Source organism: Actinomadura physcomitrii (assembly GCF_008923205.2).
Lineage (GTDB): Bacteria > Actinomycetota > Actinomycetes > Streptosporangiales > Streptosporangiaceae > Spirillospora > Spirillospora physcomitrii.
In genome coordinates this window covers 46,536-63,711 of record NZ_WBMS02000054.1, presented here as the reverse complement: position 1 = coordinate 63,711, position 17,176 = coordinate 46,536, and the positions used below count along the sequence as shown (strand labels likewise).

Sequence of the window (17,176 nt, the reverse complement as noted above, 5' to 3'; positions counted from 1 at the left end):
CCTCCTGGGGGAAGCGCGACTCCTCGTCCACCTCCGCCGCGAACGGCGCGATCTTGGCATCCGCCAGCTCACGCACCGTCGCCCGCAGCAACTCGTGCTCCTCCGACGGCGCGTACGCGGGAAAGTCATGGCTCATGCCGCAGATGCTACCGGCCAGTAGACTCCGCTGCGCCGCCGCCGGTACCGGACAGCTCTTCGGGGAAGGTTGACTAGGGCGGACGGCGGTGGCAGCGAACCGGAAGGAGCCCGCCTTGACCCAGCGGCTGACGGTCATCGGAACCGGTTACCTCGGCGCCACCCACGCGGCCTGCATGGCCGACCTGGGCTTCGAGGTGCTCGGCCTGGACGCCGACAAGGACAAGATCGCCCGGCTCGCCGACGGCGATCTGCCGTTCTACGAACCCGGGCTGGAACCGGTGCTGCGCCGCGGCCTGGACAGCGGACGGCTGCGGTTCACCACGTCCTACGAGGAGGCCGCCGAGTTCGGCGACGTCCACTTCCTGTGCGTCGGAACCCCGCAGAAGACGGGCGAGTACGCCGCCGACCTCACCTATGTCGACGCGGCGGTCGGCGCGCTCGCGCCCCTGCTGCACCGGCCCTGCCTGATCGTCGGCAAGTCCACGGTGCCGGTCGGGACGGCGGCGCGGCTGGCCGGGACGGTCGCGGAGTCGGCGCCCGTGGGCGGCGACGCCGTCCTGGCCTGGAACCCCGAGTTCCTGCGCGAGGGGTTCGCCGTCGAGGACACCCTGCACCCGGACCGGATCGTCGCCGGGCTGCCCGGCGAGCAGGGCGCCGCCGAGCACGCCGAGAAGGTGCTGCGCGAGATCTACCGGACGATGATCGCCGCCGGCACGCCGTTCATCACCGCCGACTACCCGACCGCGGAGCTGGTCAAGGTGGCGGCGAACGCGTTCCTGGCCACCAAGATCTCGTTCATCAACGCGATGGCGGAGGTCTGCGAGGCCGCGCACGCGGACGTGACCAAGCTGTCGGAGGCGCTGTCGCACGACGACCGGATCGGCGGCCGGTTCCTCGGCCCCGGGCTCGGGTTCGGCGGCGGCTGCCTGCCCAAGGACATCCGCGCGTTCATGGCGCGGGCCGGGGAGCTGGGCGCCGACCAGGCGCTGACGTTCCTGCGCGAGGTCGACGAGATCAACATCCGGCGGCGGATCCGGATGGTGGACCTCGCCCGGCGGCTGCTCGGCGGCTCGTTCGCCGGCCGGACGGTCGGGGTGCTCGGCGCGGCGTTCAAGCCGGACTCCGACGACGTCCGCGACTCGCCCGCGCTGGACGTCGCGGCGTCGATCCGTGCGCAGGGCGGCCGGGTGACCGTCTACGACCCGCGCGCGATGGAGAACGCCCGCCGCGCCCAGCCGTCGCTGGACTTCGCGTCGTCGGCGCTGGGCGCGGTCCGGGACGCGCACGCGGTGCTGCTGCTCACCGAGTGGCGGGAGTTCCGCGACATGGACCCGGTCGAGGTGTCCGCGGCGGTCGCGGAGCGCAACATCGTGGACGGCCGCAACGCCCTGGACCCGGAGCGCTGGCGCGCCGCCGGCTGGAACTACCGGGCCCTCGGCCGCCCCTGAGCCGGGACGGGAACGATCGAGCCGCCGGGGGTGTTGTGCCGGGCATGGGTGATGTCTACGCCGACCCGGACGTGATCAGCCGGCTGCTCAGCGAGTCCCGGACGTGGGCGTTCGTGGGCCTCGGCGACAATCCGGTCCGGGAGGTCTACAACCAGGCGCGGCTGCTCCAGCGCCGCGGGAAGCGGATCATCCCGGTGCATCCGTCCGGGAACACCGTGCTGGGCGAGCCGGGGTACGCGTCTCTGGCGGACGTGCCGGACGCCTCCGACGTGGACGTCGTGGGCGTCTACCGGCGCGCCGAGCACGCGGGAGCGGTCGTGGACGAGGCGATCGCGGCGGGCGCGAAGGCCGTGTGGATGCCCCTCGACGTGGTCGACGAGGCGGCGGCCCGGCGCGCGAAGGACGCCGGGCTCGACGTGGTCATGGACCGCTGCCCCGCCGTGGAGTGGAGCCGCCGCCACTGAGCCGCACCGGCGGGCCGCCCTGGCTCAGAGGCTTTCTCGGAGCCGCTCGCCCTTGGCCTTGGCCTGGTCGTACAGCGAACGCTGAAAGTCCTTCATCTTCGCCTGGAGGCCCTCGTCGGACGCGGCGAGGATGCGGACGGCCAGCAGCCCGGCGTTGCGGGCGGCGCCGACCGCGACCGTGGCGACCGGGACCCCGGCGGGCATCTGCACGATCGACAGCAGCGAGTCCATGCCGTCGAGGTACTTCAGCGGCACGGGCACGCCGATCACCGGCAGCGGCGTCACCGACGCGAGCATGCCGGGCAGGTGCGCGGCGCCGCCCGCGCCCGCGATGATCGCGCGGAGCCCGCGGGCGGCGGCCTGCTCGCCGTAGGCGATCATGTCGTGCGGCATCCGGTGCGCGGACACGACGTCGGCCTCGTAGGGGACGCCGAACTCCTCCAGCGCCTCGCCCGCGGCCTTCATGACCGGCCAGTCCGAGTCGCTGCCCATCACCACGCCCACCAGCGGGCTCATGTGTGCTCCTTCATGGCCTTACCCCAACGCAGGTAATCGGCCGCATGCCGGGCGCGTTCCCGCAGGTCGGCCAGGTCGTCGCCGAGCACCGTCACATGCCCGATCTTGCGTCCGGGCCGGGACTCCTTGCCGTACATGTGGACCTTGACGCCCGGGTCGTGCGCCATCACGTGGAAGTAGCGGGAGTAGACGTCCGGGTCGTCGCCGCCGAGCACGTTCGCCATCACCGTGTAGGGGGCGATGGGCTCGGTGGAGCCGAGCGGCAGGTCCAGCACGGCCCGCAGGTGCTGCTCGAACTGGGACGTGCGGGCGCCCTCGATCGTCCAGTGCCCGGAGTTGTGCGGGCGCATCGCCAGCTCGTTCACCAGCAGGCCGTGGCCGCCGCCCCGCCGCCCGGGCCCGGACGCTTCGGTCTCGAACATCTCGACCGCGAGCAGCCCGGTGACGCCCAGCTCGTCGGCGATCCGCAGCGCGAGGCTCTGCGCCTCGGCGGCCAGGTCCTCGGGCAACCCGGGCGCCGGGGAGATCACCTCGACGCAGATGCCGTCCTTCTGGACGGTCTCGACGATCGGGTACGCGGCGCCCTGCCCGTACGGGGAGCGGGCGACGAGCGCCGCCAGCTCCCGCCGGAACGGAACGTGCTGTTCCGCCATCAGGTCGACGCCCTCGCCGATCAGCCGCCGGACCAGCTCGGCGGTCCCGGCGCCGGGGCCCCCGGCGACCCACACCCCCTTGCCGTCGTAGCCGCCGCGGGTCGCCTTCAGGACCACCGGCCAGCCGTGCTCCCGCCCGAACGCCTCCAGCGCGGGCAGCGGGTCGGACGCGGGCAGCGGCGCGTAGGCGGGGCAGGGCACGCCGAGCGCCGCCAGCCGGTCCCGCATGACCAGCTTGTCCTGAGCGTGTGCGAGGGCCGCCGCGCCCGGCCGGCACGGCACCCCGGACGCCTCGACCTCGCGGATGTGCGGGCCGGGGACGTGCTCGTGGTCGAAGGTCACCACGTCGCATCCCTTGGCGAACGCCATCAGGTCGTCGAGGGCGCGGTCGTCGCCGACCCGGGCGTCCGGGACGACCTTCGCCGCCGACTCGCCCGGCGACCCGGCGAGGACCCGCAGCGGCACGCCGAGCGCGATCGCGGCCTGCTGGGTCATCCGGGCCAGCTGCCCGCCGCCCGCCATGCCGACGACGGGTGTCTGAGGTGGAGTGCTCACGTCAGAAGGCTATCGGCCGATGGACACGAACAATTCCCCCGTTCCGGACGTCGGACGGTGTGTGGACCTCTGGGCGCGGGGCAGGGAACGCGGGGACGGCCCGGAACGTTCATGTTCCGACGTCGCGGGGGCCGGGGGCGTCTATCCTCGTTGTGCTCCGCAGCAGCCGCCGCGCCAACGGCCGCGGTACCACCAGCCGAGGTCCGGAAGGACGGTTCCCTTCGTGAACCTGGTCGCCACTCTCAACCGGCGTTTCGCGCATCTGCTGCGCGAGCTCGCCCAGTTCGGCAGCGTGGGCGCGATCGCCTTCGTGATCACGGTCGGCATCGGCAACGGGATGAACAGCGGCCTCGGCATGGGCCCGCTGACCTCCAACGGCGTCGCCACGATCGTCGCGACGACCTTCGCCTACCTCGCCAACCGGTACTGGACGTTCCGGCACCGCGACCGGACCGGGCTCGGCCGCGAGTACGTGCTGTTCTTCGCGCTGAACGGCGTCGGCCTGGTGATCACCGAGATGTTCATCGGGTTCACCCACTACGTGCTGGGGCTGACGGGCCCGATCGCGTACAACATCTCGCTGGTGATCGGCACCGGCGTCGCCACGCTGTTCCGGTTCTGGTCGTACAAGAAGTGGGTGTTCCTGCCCGCGAGCGCCCCGCCGGTCGACCCGGCGTCCGGGCTGCCCGAGGGGCCCGGGGTGCACGCCGCGACCAGCGCGCGCGCCATGCACAACGGACACAACGGCTCGTCCGGGCGGCTCGGGCACCCGCTCGACCAGGACGCCGCCGGCGACTACGCCCAGTTCTCCTGACCTCGCGCGCTCTCCCAACGCGGCCCCTCTAGGCGGGCCCGAGGACGACGCGTTCCCCGGCCAGCCTGGCCTCCGCCGCCTCGCGCAGGAACACCCCGAACACCGCCGGGCGCGACTGGAGCAGCTCCAGCCGCCCGCCGTCCACCACGGCCAGCGAGCGGGCCAGGTAGAGGCCGAGGCCGGTGCCGCGGCCGCCGCTGACGCTCCGCTCGAAGATCCGCGGCTCCAGCTCCGGCGGGATCCCGGCGCCCTCGTCGCCGACCTCCACCACCACCGAGCTGGCGCCCGGCTTGGTGTGGATGGTGACGGTCCCGGCGCCGTGCATCAGCGAGTTGTCCAGCAGCGTCGCGACGATCTGCGACAGCCCCTCCGGGTTGGTCATGCCGACCAGGCCCTGCTCGCCGACGATCCGCACGTCCCGGCCGTCCCGCCGGAAGATCGGCCGCCACTCCTCCACCTGCTGGCGGATGATCTCGTCGATCGGGGACGCGACGGCGCCGCCGGTGCGGTCGTGCCGGGCGCGGGCGAGCAGCTGCTCGACGACGGCGACGAGCCGCTCGGTCTGCGCGACGGCCGCGGCGCCCTCCTCCCGGACGACGTCGGGGTAGTCGGCCGCCTCGATCATCTCCTCCAGCCGCATCGACAGCGCGGTCAGCGGGGTGCGCAGCTGGTGGGAGGCGTCGGAGGCGAACTCGCGGCTCGCGGCGAGCAGGTCGGCGATGCGGACCGCGCTGCGGTCCAGCACCTCGGCGACCCGGTCGACCTCCGGGATGCCGTAGCGGCGGCGGCGGGGCCGGGCGTTGCCGGTGCCGAGCCGGTCGGCGGTCTCGGCGAGGTCGCGCAGCGGCAGCGTCAGCTTGCGGGCCTGGACCATCGCGAGGCCGACGGTGACGGCGACGCCGAGCAGCGCGAGGCTGCCGATGAACAGCAGCAGCCGCAGCTCCTGGTCCTTCAGCTGGGCGGCGGGGCGCGACAGCCGGACCCGCACGCCCTGCCCGGACGCGGTGGCGGTGAGCTGCCGCTCGCCCGGCCGGGGGCGGGGGCCCGCCTCGACGGCGCCGCCGCCCGGCAGGGTCACCGCGATATGCCGGCCGGGGTACTCCCGCGCGATCGCGGCGCCGGTGACGGGCCGGCGCGATTCGAGGGTGTAGGCGACGCCGCCGGCGATGGCGGACGCCTCCCGGTCGAGGGACTGCCCGGCCTCCTCGTAGATGAGCTTGTGGGCGGCGTAGGCGAGGGGTAGGCCGAGCAACAGGATCGCGACCACCGCCACCGCGAGCGTCGACAGGAGGAGTCGGCGCCTCATCTGGGCTCCTTATGGTGGGGCCACGCCCGGCGGGGCGCCCCCGGCCTCTCGGGAAGGCCCGGGGGCTGACCGCGCGGCCGTGGCGGCCGGTTGAAGGCCTGTCAGTCGCCGCGCTCGAACCGGAAGCCGACGCCCCGCACCGTGGTGATGTAGCGGGGGCTGCCGGCGTCGTCGCCGAGCTTGCGGCGCAGCCAGGAGATGTGCATGTCGAGGGTCTTCGTGGAACCCCACCAGTTGGTGTCCCACACCTCGCGCATGATCTGTTCGCGGGTGACGACCTTGCCCGCGTCCCGGACCAGGACGCGCAGCAGGTCGAACTCCTTGGTGGTGAGCTGCAGCTCCTGGTCGCCCATCCAGGCGCGGCGCGACTCGGCGTCGATCCGCACCCCCTGGACGATCGGGGTCTCGGTGCTGCCGCGGCGCAGCAGCGCGCGGACCCGGGCCAGCAGCTCGGCCAGGCGGAACGGCTTGGTGACGTAGTCGTCGGCGCCCGCGTCGAGGCCGACGACGGTGTCGACCTCGTCGGCCCGGGCGGTCAGGATCAGGATGGGCACTCCATGCCCCTCGGCACGGACCCGGCGGGCGACCTCCAGGCCGTCCAGCTCGGGCAGGCCCAGGTCGAGGACGATGAGATCAACGCCGCCGCCGAGCGCCCGCTCGAGCGCCTGCGGACCGTCCGGGCTGACTTCGACGGTGTACCCCTCGCGACGCAGCGCGCGGGCGAGAGGCTCGGAGATGGACGTGTCGTCCTCGGCGAGCAGTACTGAGGTCATGAACCGATCGTATGACCATTCTTGAACGTTTCCCGGGTGCCGCCGCGCTCTTGACCTGCGGTTTGCCACTCGTAGTACATCCTCGAACACCCATCTTCCGGGCGGTACCGGGAGCCAGGCGGACATCGCGCCTCGGGCCGTTGCGCGCCGGGCGGTCGGCGCGCCGCCGCGGGCGGTCATCCGGCGGCGGCGGCCGACGCGCCGGGCAGCACCACGACCGGGGTTTTGGAATCGCCGTTGAAGCCGGTTTCCATCCGGATCGCCGGATCTGATGCGAGCAGCAGCCGGGCCCCGGCGCCGGGCAGCGGGAGCCGGACGGCCTCGCCGCCGAGGTTCGCCGCGACGAGCAGGCCGCCGCGCCGCATGGTCAGCCAGCGGCCGGTCGCGGTGCCGCCGTCGCCGGTCTCGACGGACGCCGCGGTCAGGCGCGGGTCGTTCAGCTCCGGCCGGGCGCGGCGCAGCGCGATCAGGGACCGGTGCCACTCCAGCAGGCCGGCGTGCGGTTCCGCGGCGGGCTCGGCCCAGTCGAGGACGGATCGCCGGAAGGTTTCCACGGCCTGTGGATCGGGGACCTCACCCGTCCAGCCGTGCCGGGAGAACTCCCTGCGCCGCCCCTGGCTCACGGCCCGTGCCAGTTCCGGGTCCTGGTGGTCGGTGAAATAGCACCAGGGCGTGGAGGCGCCCCATTCCTCGCCCATGAAGAGCATCGGCGTGAACGGGGCCAGGATGAGCAGCGCCGCGCCGACCTTGAGCAGCCCCGGGGAGAGTCCGGCCCCGGCCAGGACGGCGCCTATACGGTCCCCCGCGCCCCTGTTACCGACCTGGTCGTGGTTCTGCAGGAAACCGAGGAACCGGTGGGCGGGCAGCTTTTCCACGTCCACGGGACGGCCGTGCCTGCGCCCCCGGTACGTCGACATCGTCCCGTCGTGGACGAACACCCTCGTCAGTGCTTTCTTGAGGGTTTCCATGGAACCGAAGTCGCAGTAATAACCCTGGCGTTCCCCGGTCAGCGCGGCGTGCAGGCAGTGGTGGAAGTCGTCGCTCCATTGCGCGTCGAGCCCGTATCCGCCCGCCTCCCTCGACGTGACGAGCCGCGGATCGTTCAGGTCGGATTCCGCTATGAGGAACAGATGCCGTCCCAACTGCGCGGACAGGGCGGACACGGCCTGCGCCATCTCTTCCAGTATGTGGACGGCGCTGTGGTCGGTGATGGCATGGACGGCGTCCAGGCGGAGCCCGTCGAAGTGGTAGTCGCGCAGCCACATCAGCGCGTTCTCTATGGCGAACGCACGGACCTCGTCCGAGCCTTCCTGGTCGAAGTTGACCGCGTCGCCCCAAGGTGTGCTGTGGGCGCTGGTGAAATAGGGGCCGTAGTCGCCGAGATGGTTTCCGTCGGGCCCGAGATGGTTGTAGACGACGTCCAGCACGACCGCGAGACCGCGCGCATGGGCGGCGTCCACGAAACGCTTCAGCGCATCGGGACCGCCATAGGGCTCGTGGGGCGCCCACAGGAGAGCGCCGTCGTATCCCCATCCGTGGTGGCCCGGAAAGGACGCGACCGGCAGGAGTTCGACGGCGTCGATTCCCAGCGCGACGAGATGGTCGAGGCGTTCGATCGCGGCGTCGAACGTCCCTTCCGGCGTGAACGTGCCGACGTGCATCTCGTACAGGACGCTGCCCGGCAGCGGGCGCCCGTGCCATCGCGCGTCCGTCCAAGCGAACCTGTCGTGCTCGTACACGCGGCTGAGCGCGTGCACGCCGGACGGCTGCCACGGGGAGCGCGGATCGGGCAGGGGGTCGGCGGCGCCGTCCAGCGCGAAACCGTAGTCGGTGCCGTGCCCGGCGCCCGGCACATCGGCCGTCCACCAGCCGGAACGGCCCTCCGCCGCCGCCATGGGCAGGCGCTCCCCGCCGACGACGACGTCGACCCGCCGGGCCGTGGGAGCCCAGACCTCGAACCGCTCGTTCACCTGTCGATCTCCCGGGGGACGATCAGCGCGACGGGCAGGTGCGCGAACACCTCGGCGGCGTCCAGGCGCGGGCCCCAGTGCGTGGCGCCGGTGAGGACGTCCCGCCGGCCCTGCCGGCCGACGTCCACCTCCGTCCCGGCCCAGCCGCCGCGGCGCTCCAGGCCGGCGGGCAGCCGGGTGGCGAGCGCGACCGCGCCGCCCCGCCGGAACGCGACGACGTGGTCGGCGGCGGGCCCCTCCGCCGCGACCGGCTCGTAGGCCGCGGACGGCCCGAACCACTGCGGATGGGTGCGGCGCAGCCGCAGCGTCCGCGCCGTGACCAGGAGCTTCTCGTCGTCGACGTCCTTGGGCGTGCGGCCGGTGTCGAGCCGGTGCAGCCGCTCGCGGCGCCGCCCGTAGTCCACCGGCCGCCGGTTGTCGGGGTCGACGAGGGCGAGGCCGGTCAGCTCGCAGCCCTGGTAGACGTCGGGGACGCCCGGCATCGCGAGCTGGACGAGCTTCTGCCCGAGCCCGTTCACCCGCGCGTACGGGTCGAGCCGCGCCACGAACCCGGTCAGGTCGGTGACGAGGTCGGGGTCCTGCAGGACGCGGCGCGCGTACCCGAGGGCGGCGTTCTCGTAGGCGGTGTCCGGCTCGGCCCACGACGTCCGGGTCTTGGCCTCGCGCATCGCCTTGACGAGGAACTCCTCCATGCGGTCAGGGGTGATCGGCCAGGCGCCGGCGAGCGTCTGCCAGAGCAGGTACTCCAAGTCCGGTTCCATCGGCGACTCGGCAGGCCCCCACCAGGAACGCCAGCGGTGGACCGCGTCGGCCCACTCCTCCGGCAGTTCGGACAGGACGGCCAGGCGCGCGCGCACGTCCTCCTGGCGTTTGGTGTCGTGCGTGGACAGCGTCGTCATGGTGGACGGCCAGTCACGCGCGAGCCGGAGGCAGTGCGCATGGAAGTCGGCCGGGCTCACGGAGAAGCGTCCAGGGTCGCCGCCCACCTCGTTGAGGGCGGCCATACGGTTCCAGCGGTAGAAGGCCGTGTCCTCCACGCCTTTGGCGGCGAGCGGCGCGGCCGTCTGCTGGAACCGGACGATGAACTCGGGATCGGGGTTCTCGCCTCGTCCGAGGGCCATGTCCACGACCGTGTCCAGGGCCGGATGCAGGTTCTCGGGCAGGTGCCCGCGCGCTCTCTGCGCGGCCTCGTTGAGGACGTCCACGGCCTGCGGCGGCGCGTCCTCGCCCGGGACGACGTAGGCGCGGTACACCGGCATCGCCACAAGGAGCGCCTGCAACGCCTGCTCCAAGCCCGCGTCCCGCTTCCCCACGATGCGGCCGAGGACGCGCATCAGCCGGTCCATCTCCGGCTTCATGCCGTGCGTCGCGGAGTGCAGGCGCGCGTCGTGCTCGACCGTCCCGAAGTCCGCGGGGCCGCCCGTCAGCGCGGTGTAGAGGTCGGTGAGCGGCTTCTCCCCGGCCGGGTCGACAAACAGGCCGCCGACCATCCCGAGCGAGTCGTAGCCGGTCGTGCCCGCGCACGGCCAGTCGGCGGGCAGCCGCTCCGCCCCTTCGGTGATCTTCTCGACGAGCAGCCAGCGGCCCGGCGCGGCGCCCGCCAGGCGGCGCAGGTAGCCGCGCGGGTCCGCCAGGCCGTCCGGATGGTCGACGCGCAGGCCGTCCACCAGGCCCTGCCCGACCAGGCCGAGCAGGAGCGCGTGCGTGCGCTCGAAGACCTCCGGGTCCTCCTGCCGCAGCCCGATCAGCCCGGAGATGTCGAAGAACCGGCGGTAGTTCGGCTCGCCTTGACCGGGCAGGACGATCCGCCCGCCGCCCGCGTCCCAGTCCACGTCGAACCACTTCGCGTACGGCGACGAGGGCCCCTGCGCCAGGACGGCGTCGAGCGGAAGGTTCAGGTCCGGCGGGTCCGGGACGGCCATGTGGTTGGGGACGAGGTCGACCAGCACCCGCAGCCCGTGGGCGCGGAACCGCTCCGCCATCGCGCCGAACGCCTCGCCGCCGCCCAGCTCGTCCGACAGCCTGGAGTGGTCGACCACGTCGTAGCCGTGCGTCGACCCCGGCGCGGCCCGCAGGATCGGCGACAGGTACACGTGCGACACGCCGAGGGCCGACAGGTAGGGGGCCAGCGCGGCGGCCTCGGCGAACCCGAAGCGGTCGTCGGGCGTGCCGCGGAGCTGGAGCCGGTAGGTGCCGGACGGGGGGTCGGTGTGCTCGGGGGGAAGGTCACTGCGATCGGGGGGAGGGATGTCAGACACGGCGCAGCACCTGGACGGAGCGGGCGGCGACCGGCACGGACTCCCCGGCCTTCACGACCGGCGACTCCTCCTCGGCGAGCAGCGGATCGGCGGTGTCCAGCACCTTGATCCACATCTGCCCGTACGCGGCGGGCGGCAGCGCGAACGGCAGCTCCCCGTCGTGCGCGCTGAACAGCAGCAGGAACGAGTCGTCGCGCACCAGCCGGCCCCGCCGGTCCGGCTCGCCGATCGCCTCCCCGTTCAGGAACACGTTCAGCGACTTGTTGAACCCGGCGGTCCAGTCCCCGTCGTCCATCTCCTCGCCGCCGGGCGTGAACCACACCAGGTCCGGCAGCGCGTCGGGCTCGGCGCCGCGCGCCGCCGGCGTCCGGTCCCCGACGAAGAAGCGGCGGCGCCGGAACACCGGATGCTCCGTGCGCAGCTTCGACAGCCTGCGGACGAAGTCGAGCAGCGGCCCGCGCTCGTCGAAGAACGTGTCCTCGCGCAGGCCCGTCCAGTCGACCCAGGAGATCTCGGTGTCCTGGCAGTAGGCGTTGTTGTTGCCCTGCTGGGTGCGGCCCAGCTCGTCGCCGTGCAGGAGCATCGGGACGCCCTGCGACAGGAACAGCGTGGTCAGGAAGTTGCGCTTCTGCCGCTCCCGCAGCGCGACGATGTCGAGGTCGTCGGTCGGGCCCTCGTGGCCGCAGTTCCACGACCGGTTGTCGTCGCTGCCGTCCCGGTTGCCCTCGCCGTTGGCCTCGTTGTGCTTGCCGTCGTAGGACACCAGGTCGTGCAGGGTGAACCCGTCGTGGCAGGTCGCGAAGTTGATCGAGGCGATCGGGCGGCGGCCGTCGTCGGCGTACAGGTCCGACGACCCGGTCAGCCGGGACGCGAAGTCGGGCAGCGCGCCGGGCTGCCCGCGCCAGTAGTCGCGGACCGTGTCGCGGTACTTGCCGTTCCACTCCGTCCACAGCGGCGGGAAGTTCCCGACCTGGTAGCCGCCCTCCCCCACGTCCCACGGCTCGGCGATCAGCTTGACCTGCGACACCACCGGGTCCTGCTGGACGAGGTCGAAGAACGCCGACAGCCGGTCCACCTCGTGCAGCTCGCGGGCCAGCGTCGCGGCCAGGTCGAACCGGAACCCGTCCACGTGCATCTCCGTCACCCAGAACCGCAGCGAGTCCATGATCAGCTGCAGCACGTGCGGGCTGCGCATCAGCAGGCTGTTCCCGGTGCCCGTGGTGTCCGTGTAGTAGCGCTGGTCGCCGTCGGCGAGCCGGTAGTAGCGCGCGTTGTCGATGCCCCGGAACGACAGCGTCGGCCCGAGGTGGTTGCCCTCGGCGGTGTGGTTGTAGACCACGTCGAGGATCACCTCGATGCCCGCCTCGTGCAGCGCCTTCACCATCGCCTTGAACTCCAGCACCTGCTCCCCGCGCTCCCCCGACGAGGAGTACTCGCCGTGCGGCGCGAAGAAGCCGATGGTGTTGTAGCCCCAGTAGTTGCGCAGCCCCCGCTGGATCAGCGCGTCGTCGTGGACGAACTGGTGCACCGGCATCAGCTCCACCGCCGTGACGCCGATCGACGTCAGATGATCGATGATCACCGGGTGGGCGAGGCCGGCGTAGGTGCCGCGCAGCGCCGGCGGGATGTCAGGATGCCAGGCGGTGAGGCCCTTGACGTGCGCCTCGTAGATCACCGTCTCGTGGTAGGGGATCCGCGGCGGCCGGTCGTCGCCCCAGTCGAAGTACGGGCTGACGACCACCGAGCGCATCGTGTGCCCGGCCGAGTCCAGGTCGTTGCGCGACCACGGGTCGCCGAACCGGTAGCCGAAGCACGACTCGTCCCAGTCGATCCGGCCCTCGATCGCCTGCGCGTACGGGTCGAGCAGCAGCTTCGCCGGGTTGCAGCGCTGCCCGCGCTCCGGATCGTAGGGCCCGTGCACCCGGAACCCGTACCGCCTGCCGGGCATCACCCCCGGCAGGTACCCGTGCCACACGAACGCGTCGACCTCCGGCAGCGCCAGCCGCGTCTCCTCACCGTCGCCCGCCGGCCCGTCGAACAGGCAGAGCTCCACTCGTTCGGCCGCCTCGGAGAAGACGGCGAAGTTCGTGCCCGCGCCGTCGAACCGGGCTCCGAGGGGATACGCATCGCCCGGCCATACCTGTGCCACTGTTCCCGCCCTCCCGTCGTACCGGGTGGGGCTCTTCCCCGTGAGGGTTGAATCACACCGATTCGGAGACCACTGGCCAGAACGGACACGCGTCGGTTACCTTAGGGGAGCCTAACCTTCATAAGGGTGCCCTAAAGGCATAGGTCAGGCGTGTTGGTACCGGGTAGTCGCAGGGAAGGTCCGCCACCGGATGTACGTCTGCATCTGCAACGCGATCACGGAGGACGACGTTCACGGCTGCCTGTCCGGCGGCCGCTGCGGCACCGCCAAGGAGGTCAAGGCGGCCTGCGGCTTCAAGCCCGGCTGCGGCTCCTGCACCAAGCGCCTGCACGCCATGGTCAGCGAGTACCGCACCGCGAGCGAGCTCGCCGACGCCCTCACCGGCGGCCCGGCGCCCCTCACCGCCGTCCCCGGCGGCGGTGCCGCCCCGGCCGCCCCCGCCGCCGCGGACCCGATCGTCCCGCCGGCGCCCGCCACCGGAGCCGAAAGGGGAGCAGCGCCGCCCACCGCCGCCTGAGCCGCCGCCGCTCAGCCCCCGCCGCCGCCCCGCGCCGCTGAACGCGCGCCGGGCGCGAGCAGGTGCTGCCCACTGTGCGAGCATGAGGTCCATGGAAGGCGACAAGGACATCATCGCGCTGCTGAACGACCAGCTCACCGGCGAACTGACCGCGATCAACCAGTACTTCCTGCACGCCAAGATGCAGGAGAACTGGGGCTTCACCCGCATCGCGAAGCACACCCGCGACGAGTCGATCGACGAGATGCGGCACGCCGAGCGGCTCACCGACCGGATCCTGTTCCTCGAGGGCCTGCCGAACTACCAGAAGCTCGGCACCCTGCGGATCGGCCAGACCGTCGTCGAGCAGCTCAAGGCGGACCTGGAGGTCGAGATGGAGGCCGTCGCCCGGCTGCGCCCCGGCATCGAGCTGATGCGCTCGCGCGGCGACGTCACCTCCGCGCGGATCTTCGAGGAGATCCTCGCCGACGAGGAGTACCACATCGACTACCTGGAGACCGAACTCAGCCTCGTCCAGGCCCTCGGCGAGCAGAACTACCTGCAGCGCCTCACCGGCGCGCCCGGCGAGGAGATCAGCAAGCCGGTGTGAGGCGCCCCTACCGGCCGCCGTCGCCCGGCGGCCCGTCCTCGGGCCGCCGCGCGCGCCGCAGCACGAACGGCTGCACGATCCCGAGCCCCTGGACGGGCCGCCGGACGATCCGGGTGATCCGGTACGCCGGCTCCTTCTCCAGCCGCGCCGCCAGCTCGCTGTCGATCACCACCGACCCCGGCCGGGCCAGCGCCGTCAGCCGCGCCGCCAGGTTCACCGTCGTGCCGAACACATCGCCCATCAGCGGCAGCACCGGCCCGTGCGCCACCCCGACCCGCACGTCCGGCACCTCCGTCTCGTCCTGGATCGCCGCCGCGATCGTCAGGGCGATCTCCGCGCCGACCGTTGGCGACTCCGTGCTGAACAGCACCTCGTCGCCCAGCGTCTTCACCAGCCGGCCCCCGCACGCGGCGATGATGTCGGCGGCGGTCTCCTCGAACCACTCCACCACCCGGGCCAGCTCGATCTCCTCCAGCTCCCGGCTGACCTGCGTGAACGACACCATGTCCGCGAACCCGACGGTGGCCGCCGGACGGCCCGCCGGCTCCCCGTCCTCCCCGGTCGCCGCCGCCGCGATCGCCCGGGTGCCCGCCGCGGCCAGCTGCCGCCGCCACGCGTGCACCACCAGCGGCTCGAACTCCCCGATGTGCTTGTCGGCGATCTCCATGATCGTGCCGACCGCCGCGGTGGACGGCACGTCGTTCGGATCCGGGGCGACCATCTCCTTCAGCAGGCTGACCTGCCACTCCGCCAGCCGCGTCATCGTCTGCCCGAACGCCCTGATCAGCCGGATCACGCCGTCCTCGTCCAGCACGCCCTCTTCCATGAGCCGCCGGATCCGGCACAGCGCCGCCACGTCGCCCTCGGTGTAGGCGACCGCGTCGTCCGCCATCGACGGGTACCCGAACGCGCGCCAGATCCGCCCGGTGAACTCCCGCGACACCCCCGACAGCCGGACGGCGTCGACGCGCGTGTAGCGGAGCTCGCCGCCGAGGAGCAGCTCCTCGACCTCCCTGGGATCCGGCAGTCCGCGCGCCATCATCCGCCCCTCAGTCCGCCGGCGGACGGGACCCCGCCGCCGGCGTCGTGGATCGGTACCACCGCATATCGTTGCAGATCCGGCGTGACGCAGCGCACCCACCTGCACCTTTCACCGAAAGTGCACCCTCCGTCGCCCCGGGATCGGCACCGCGGTCCCCCGATCTCGCCGCGAAGCGACAAGGTTCAGCCCCTCAACGGACGTGGACCACGTCGCCGGCGCTCACGGCGACGTCGCCGCGCGGCCCCTCGACCATGAGGCGGCCCGATCCGTCGACGTCGCGCGCGGTGCCCTCCAGCGTCTCGTCCGCCGGCAGCTCCACCCGGACGCGGCGGCCGAGCGTCGTGCACAGGTCCTTGTAGGCGGTGCGGAGCCCGCTGGTCTCCGGGTCGCCGCCGAGCATCGTCCATTCGCCGTACCAGGTCCGCATCTCGCGCAGGATCGCGCGCAGCAGCGGCGCCCGGTCGGTGAGCGGCGCGCCCTCGATCGCCAGGGACGTCGCGGTCGGCACGGGCAGCTCCTCCGTGCGCAGCCCCACGTTGAGGCCGACGCCCACGATCAGCGCGCCGTCGACCTTCTCGGCGAGGATCCCGGCGAGCTTGCGGTCCCCGACCAGCAGGTCGTTGGGCCATTTCAGCCGGGCGTCCACGGCGACATCGCCGTCCGCACCGCCGAAGAAGCGCTCCCCCGACTCGGCGAACGCGGTCATCCGGCGGATCGCGGTGGCGACCGCGACGCCGGTCAGCAGCGGCAGCCAGCCGAGCAGCGGCACCGGCACGGCCGGCCGCAGCAGCATCGAGAACATCAGCCCCGAGCGCGGCGGCGCCGTCCACGGCCGGCCGAGCCGCCCGCGTCCCGCGGTCTGCAGCTCGGTGACGAGCACGGTCCCCTCCGGAGCACCCTCCTTGGCGCGTACGGCGAGGTCGGCGTTGGTCGACCCCGTCTCCGGCACGACCCGCACCTCCCGCCACAGCCCGCCCTCTCGGACGAGCGCACGCTGCAGCGCCGCCTCGTGCAATGGCGGACGATCAAGGTCCCCATACGCGGAATCACTCACGTTTCCATCCAACCCCATCGCCCCACCGTCCCCGCGTTCGCCGGCTCGAATCACCTGCGCGAGCCGGCGGAAAGGGCGGGGTGGGCGAGGGCCGCGGACCGGGGTAAGAATAGGGTTCTCCACATGGATGGTGTGACGCTGCGGCGCGACGAGCATGTCGCGGAGATCGTGCTGGACCGGCCCGAGGCGCTCAACGCCCTGTCGACCGCGATGGCGCGGCGGCTGGCGGCGGTGTGCCGCGAGGTCGCCGATGACACGTCCGTGCGCGCCGTGGTGCTGAGCGCGGCGGGCGAGAAGGCGTTCTGCGTGGGCGCGGACCTGAAGGAACGCAACTCGATGAGCGACGACGAGCTGCTCGCGCAGCGGCCCGTCTTCCGCGCCGCGTTCGGCGGCGTGCTGAACCTGCCGCAGCCGGTGATCGCGGCCGTGCGCGGGTACGCGGTGGGCGGCGGGTGCGAGCTCGCGCTGTCCGCCGACCTGATCGTGGCGGACGAGTCCGCGGTGTTCGGGCTGCCGGAGGTGGGCGTCGGGCTCGTCCCGGGCGGTGGCGGGACGCAGCTGGCGCTGCGCAAGCTCGGCCCCGGCAAGGCCGCCGACCTGGTGTTCACGGGCCGCCGCCTCGGCGTCGACGAGGCCCTGGAGTACGGCCTCGCCGACCGGAAGGTGCCCGCCGGGACCGCCCGCGAGGAGGCCCTCGGCATCGCTCAGGTGATCGCGCGGAACTCCCCGGTCGCCGTCCGGGCCGCCAAGCGCGCCCTGCGCCTCGGCGCGGGCGTATCCCTGGAAGCGGGCCTGGACCTGGAGGACAACGCCTGGCGGACCGTCGCGTTCTCCGCCGACCGCCGCGAGGGCATCGCCGCCTTCAACGCCAAGCGCAAGCCCGTCTGGCCGTCCTGACCGCCACAGAGGCGGTCACGCCCGCCGCCGGCC

General features: G+C 72.8%; 16 protein-coding genes. 6 read left to right on the top strand and 10 right to left on the bottom strand.

Annotated elements, in window-relative coordinates; translation table 11 throughout:
* On the bottom strand, positions 1-136 hold a 136-nt coding region (locus F8568_RS41070), incomplete at its 3' end, for an acyl-CoA dehydrogenase family protein (protein WP_160573941.1).
* Positions 137-251: 115 nt separating this feature from the next.
* On the opposite strand from F8568_RS41070, the gene F8568_RS41065 reads away from it, so the two are divergent.
* Both F8568_RS41065 and F8568_RS41060 read left to right on the top strand, forming a co-directional pair.
* Positions 252-1,586, top strand: coding sequence for a UDP-glucose dehydrogenase family protein (locus F8568_RS41065; RefSeq protein WP_151599343.1), 1,335 nt, complete (start codon positions 252-254; stop codon positions 1,584-1,586).
* Positions 1,587-1,630: 44 nt separating this feature from the next.
* Positions 1,631-2,050: a CoA-binding protein gene (locus tag F8568_RS41060; protein WP_151599341.1), complete on the top strand. Its 420-nt coding sequence runs from the start codon at positions 1,631-1,633 to the stop codon at positions 2,048-2,050.
* Positions 2,051-2,074: 24 nt separating this feature from the next.
* On the opposite strand, the gene purE is transcribed toward F8568_RS41060, so the two are convergent.
* Together purE and F8568_RS41050 are read right to left on the bottom strand one after the other, a co-directional pair.
* A complete protein-coding gene (purE, locus tag F8568_RS41055; RefSeq protein WP_151599339.1) occupies positions 2,075-2,566 on the bottom strand; it encodes a 5-(carboxyamino)imidazole ribonucleotide mutase in 492 nt (163 codons plus the stop codon).
* Entirely contained in the window at positions 2,563-3,741 is a 1,179-nt protein-coding gene (locus F8568_RS41050; RefSeq protein WP_202125945.1) for a 5-(carboxyamino)imidazole ribonucleotide synthase, read from the bottom strand. The genes purE and F8568_RS41050 overlap by 4 nt, the downstream gene beginning before the upstream one ends.
* Before the next feature lie 256 nt (positions 3,742-3,997).
* Between F8568_RS41050 and F8568_RS41045 the strand changes: the two genes are divergently transcribed.
* Positions 3,998-4,588: a GtrA family protein gene (locus tag F8568_RS41045; RefSeq protein WP_328601254.1), complete on the top strand. Its 591-nt coding sequence runs from the start codon at positions 3,998-4,000 to the stop codon at positions 4,586-4,588.
* Between the two features lie 28 nt (positions 4,589-4,616).
* Here the strand turns inward: F8568_RS41045 and F8568_RS41040 are convergent, their stop codons facing one another.
* The 5 genes from F8568_RS41040 to glgX all read right to left on the bottom strand — a co-directional run bounded on the left by F8568_RS41040 (position 4,617) and on the right by glgX (position 13,044).
* Positions 4,617-5,894: an ATP-binding protein gene (locus F8568_RS41040; RefSeq protein WP_151599333.1), complete on the bottom strand. Its 1,278-nt coding sequence runs from the start codon at positions 5,892-5,894 to the stop codon at positions 4,617-4,619.
* Positions 5,895-5,995: 101 nt separating this feature from the next.
* A complete protein-coding gene (locus F8568_RS41035) occupies positions 5,996-6,667 on the bottom strand; it encodes a response regulator transcription factor (RefSeq protein WP_019629095.1) in 672 nt (223 codons plus the stop codon).
* 176 nt (positions 6,668-6,843) lie between these two features.
* Complete coding sequence (gene treZ / locus F8568_RS41030; RefSeq protein ID WP_151599331.1) at positions 6,844-8,637, bottom strand: malto-oligosyltrehalose trehalohydrolase; 1,794 nt, start codon at positions 8,635-8,637, stop codon at positions 6,844-6,846.
* Positions 8,634-10,895, bottom strand: a complete 2,262-nt coding sequence (treY, locus tag F8568_RS41025; RefSeq protein ID WP_328601253.1) for a malto-oligosyltrehalose synthase — start codon at positions 10,893-10,895, stop codon at positions 8,634-8,636. The genes treZ and treY overlap by 4 nt, the downstream gene beginning before the upstream one ends.
* Entirely contained in the window at positions 10,888-13,044 is a 2,157-nt protein-coding gene (gene glgX, locus F8568_RS41020; protein WP_151599329.1) for a glycogen debranching protein GlgX, read from the bottom strand. The genes treY and glgX overlap by 8 nt, the downstream gene beginning before the upstream one ends.
* 190 nt (positions 13,045-13,234) lie before the next feature.
* Between glgX and F8568_RS41015 the strand changes: the two genes are divergently transcribed.
* Both F8568_RS41015 and bfr read left to right on the top strand, forming a co-directional pair.
* Positions 13,235-13,561, top strand: a complete 327-nt coding sequence (locus F8568_RS41015) for a (2Fe-2S)-binding protein (protein ID WP_151599327.1) — start codon at positions 13,235-13,237, stop codon at positions 13,559-13,561.
* 91 nt (positions 13,562-13,652) lie between these two features.
* A complete protein-coding gene (bfr, locus tag F8568_RS41010) occupies positions 13,653-14,150 on the top strand; it encodes a bacterioferritin (RefSeq protein WP_151599353.1) in 498 nt (165 codons plus the stop codon).
* A gap of 7 nt (positions 14,151-14,157) precedes the next feature.
* On the opposite strand, the gene F8568_RS41005 is transcribed toward bfr, so the two are convergent.
* Both F8568_RS41005 and F8568_RS41000 read right to left on the bottom strand, forming a co-directional pair.
* The gene (locus F8568_RS41005; protein ID WP_407924513.1) at positions 14,158-15,189 is read right to left on the bottom strand and encodes an adenylate/guanylate cyclase domain-containing protein; all 1,032 of its coding nucleotides are present in this window, start codon (positions 15,187-15,189) and stop codon (positions 14,158-14,160) included.
* Positions 15,190-15,382: 193 nt separating this feature from the next.
* On the bottom strand, positions 15,383-16,246 hold the full coding sequence (locus tag F8568_RS41000) for a biotin--[acetyl-CoA-carboxylase] ligase (protein ID WP_328601252.1): 864 nt from the start codon (positions 16,244-16,246) through the stop codon (positions 15,383-15,385).
* Positions 16,247-16,369: 123 nt separating this feature from the next.
* Here F8568_RS41000 and F8568_RS40995 point away from each other — a divergent pair, with 123 nt between their 5' ends.
* Positions 16,370-17,143 (top strand): enoyl-CoA hydratase/isomerase family protein, encoded by a 774-nt coding sequence (locus F8568_RS40995; RefSeq protein WP_151599321.1) that lies wholly within the window; start codon positions 16,370-16,372, stop codon positions 17,141-17,143.
* The last annotated feature ends 33 nt before the right edge of the window (positions 17,144-17,176 follow it).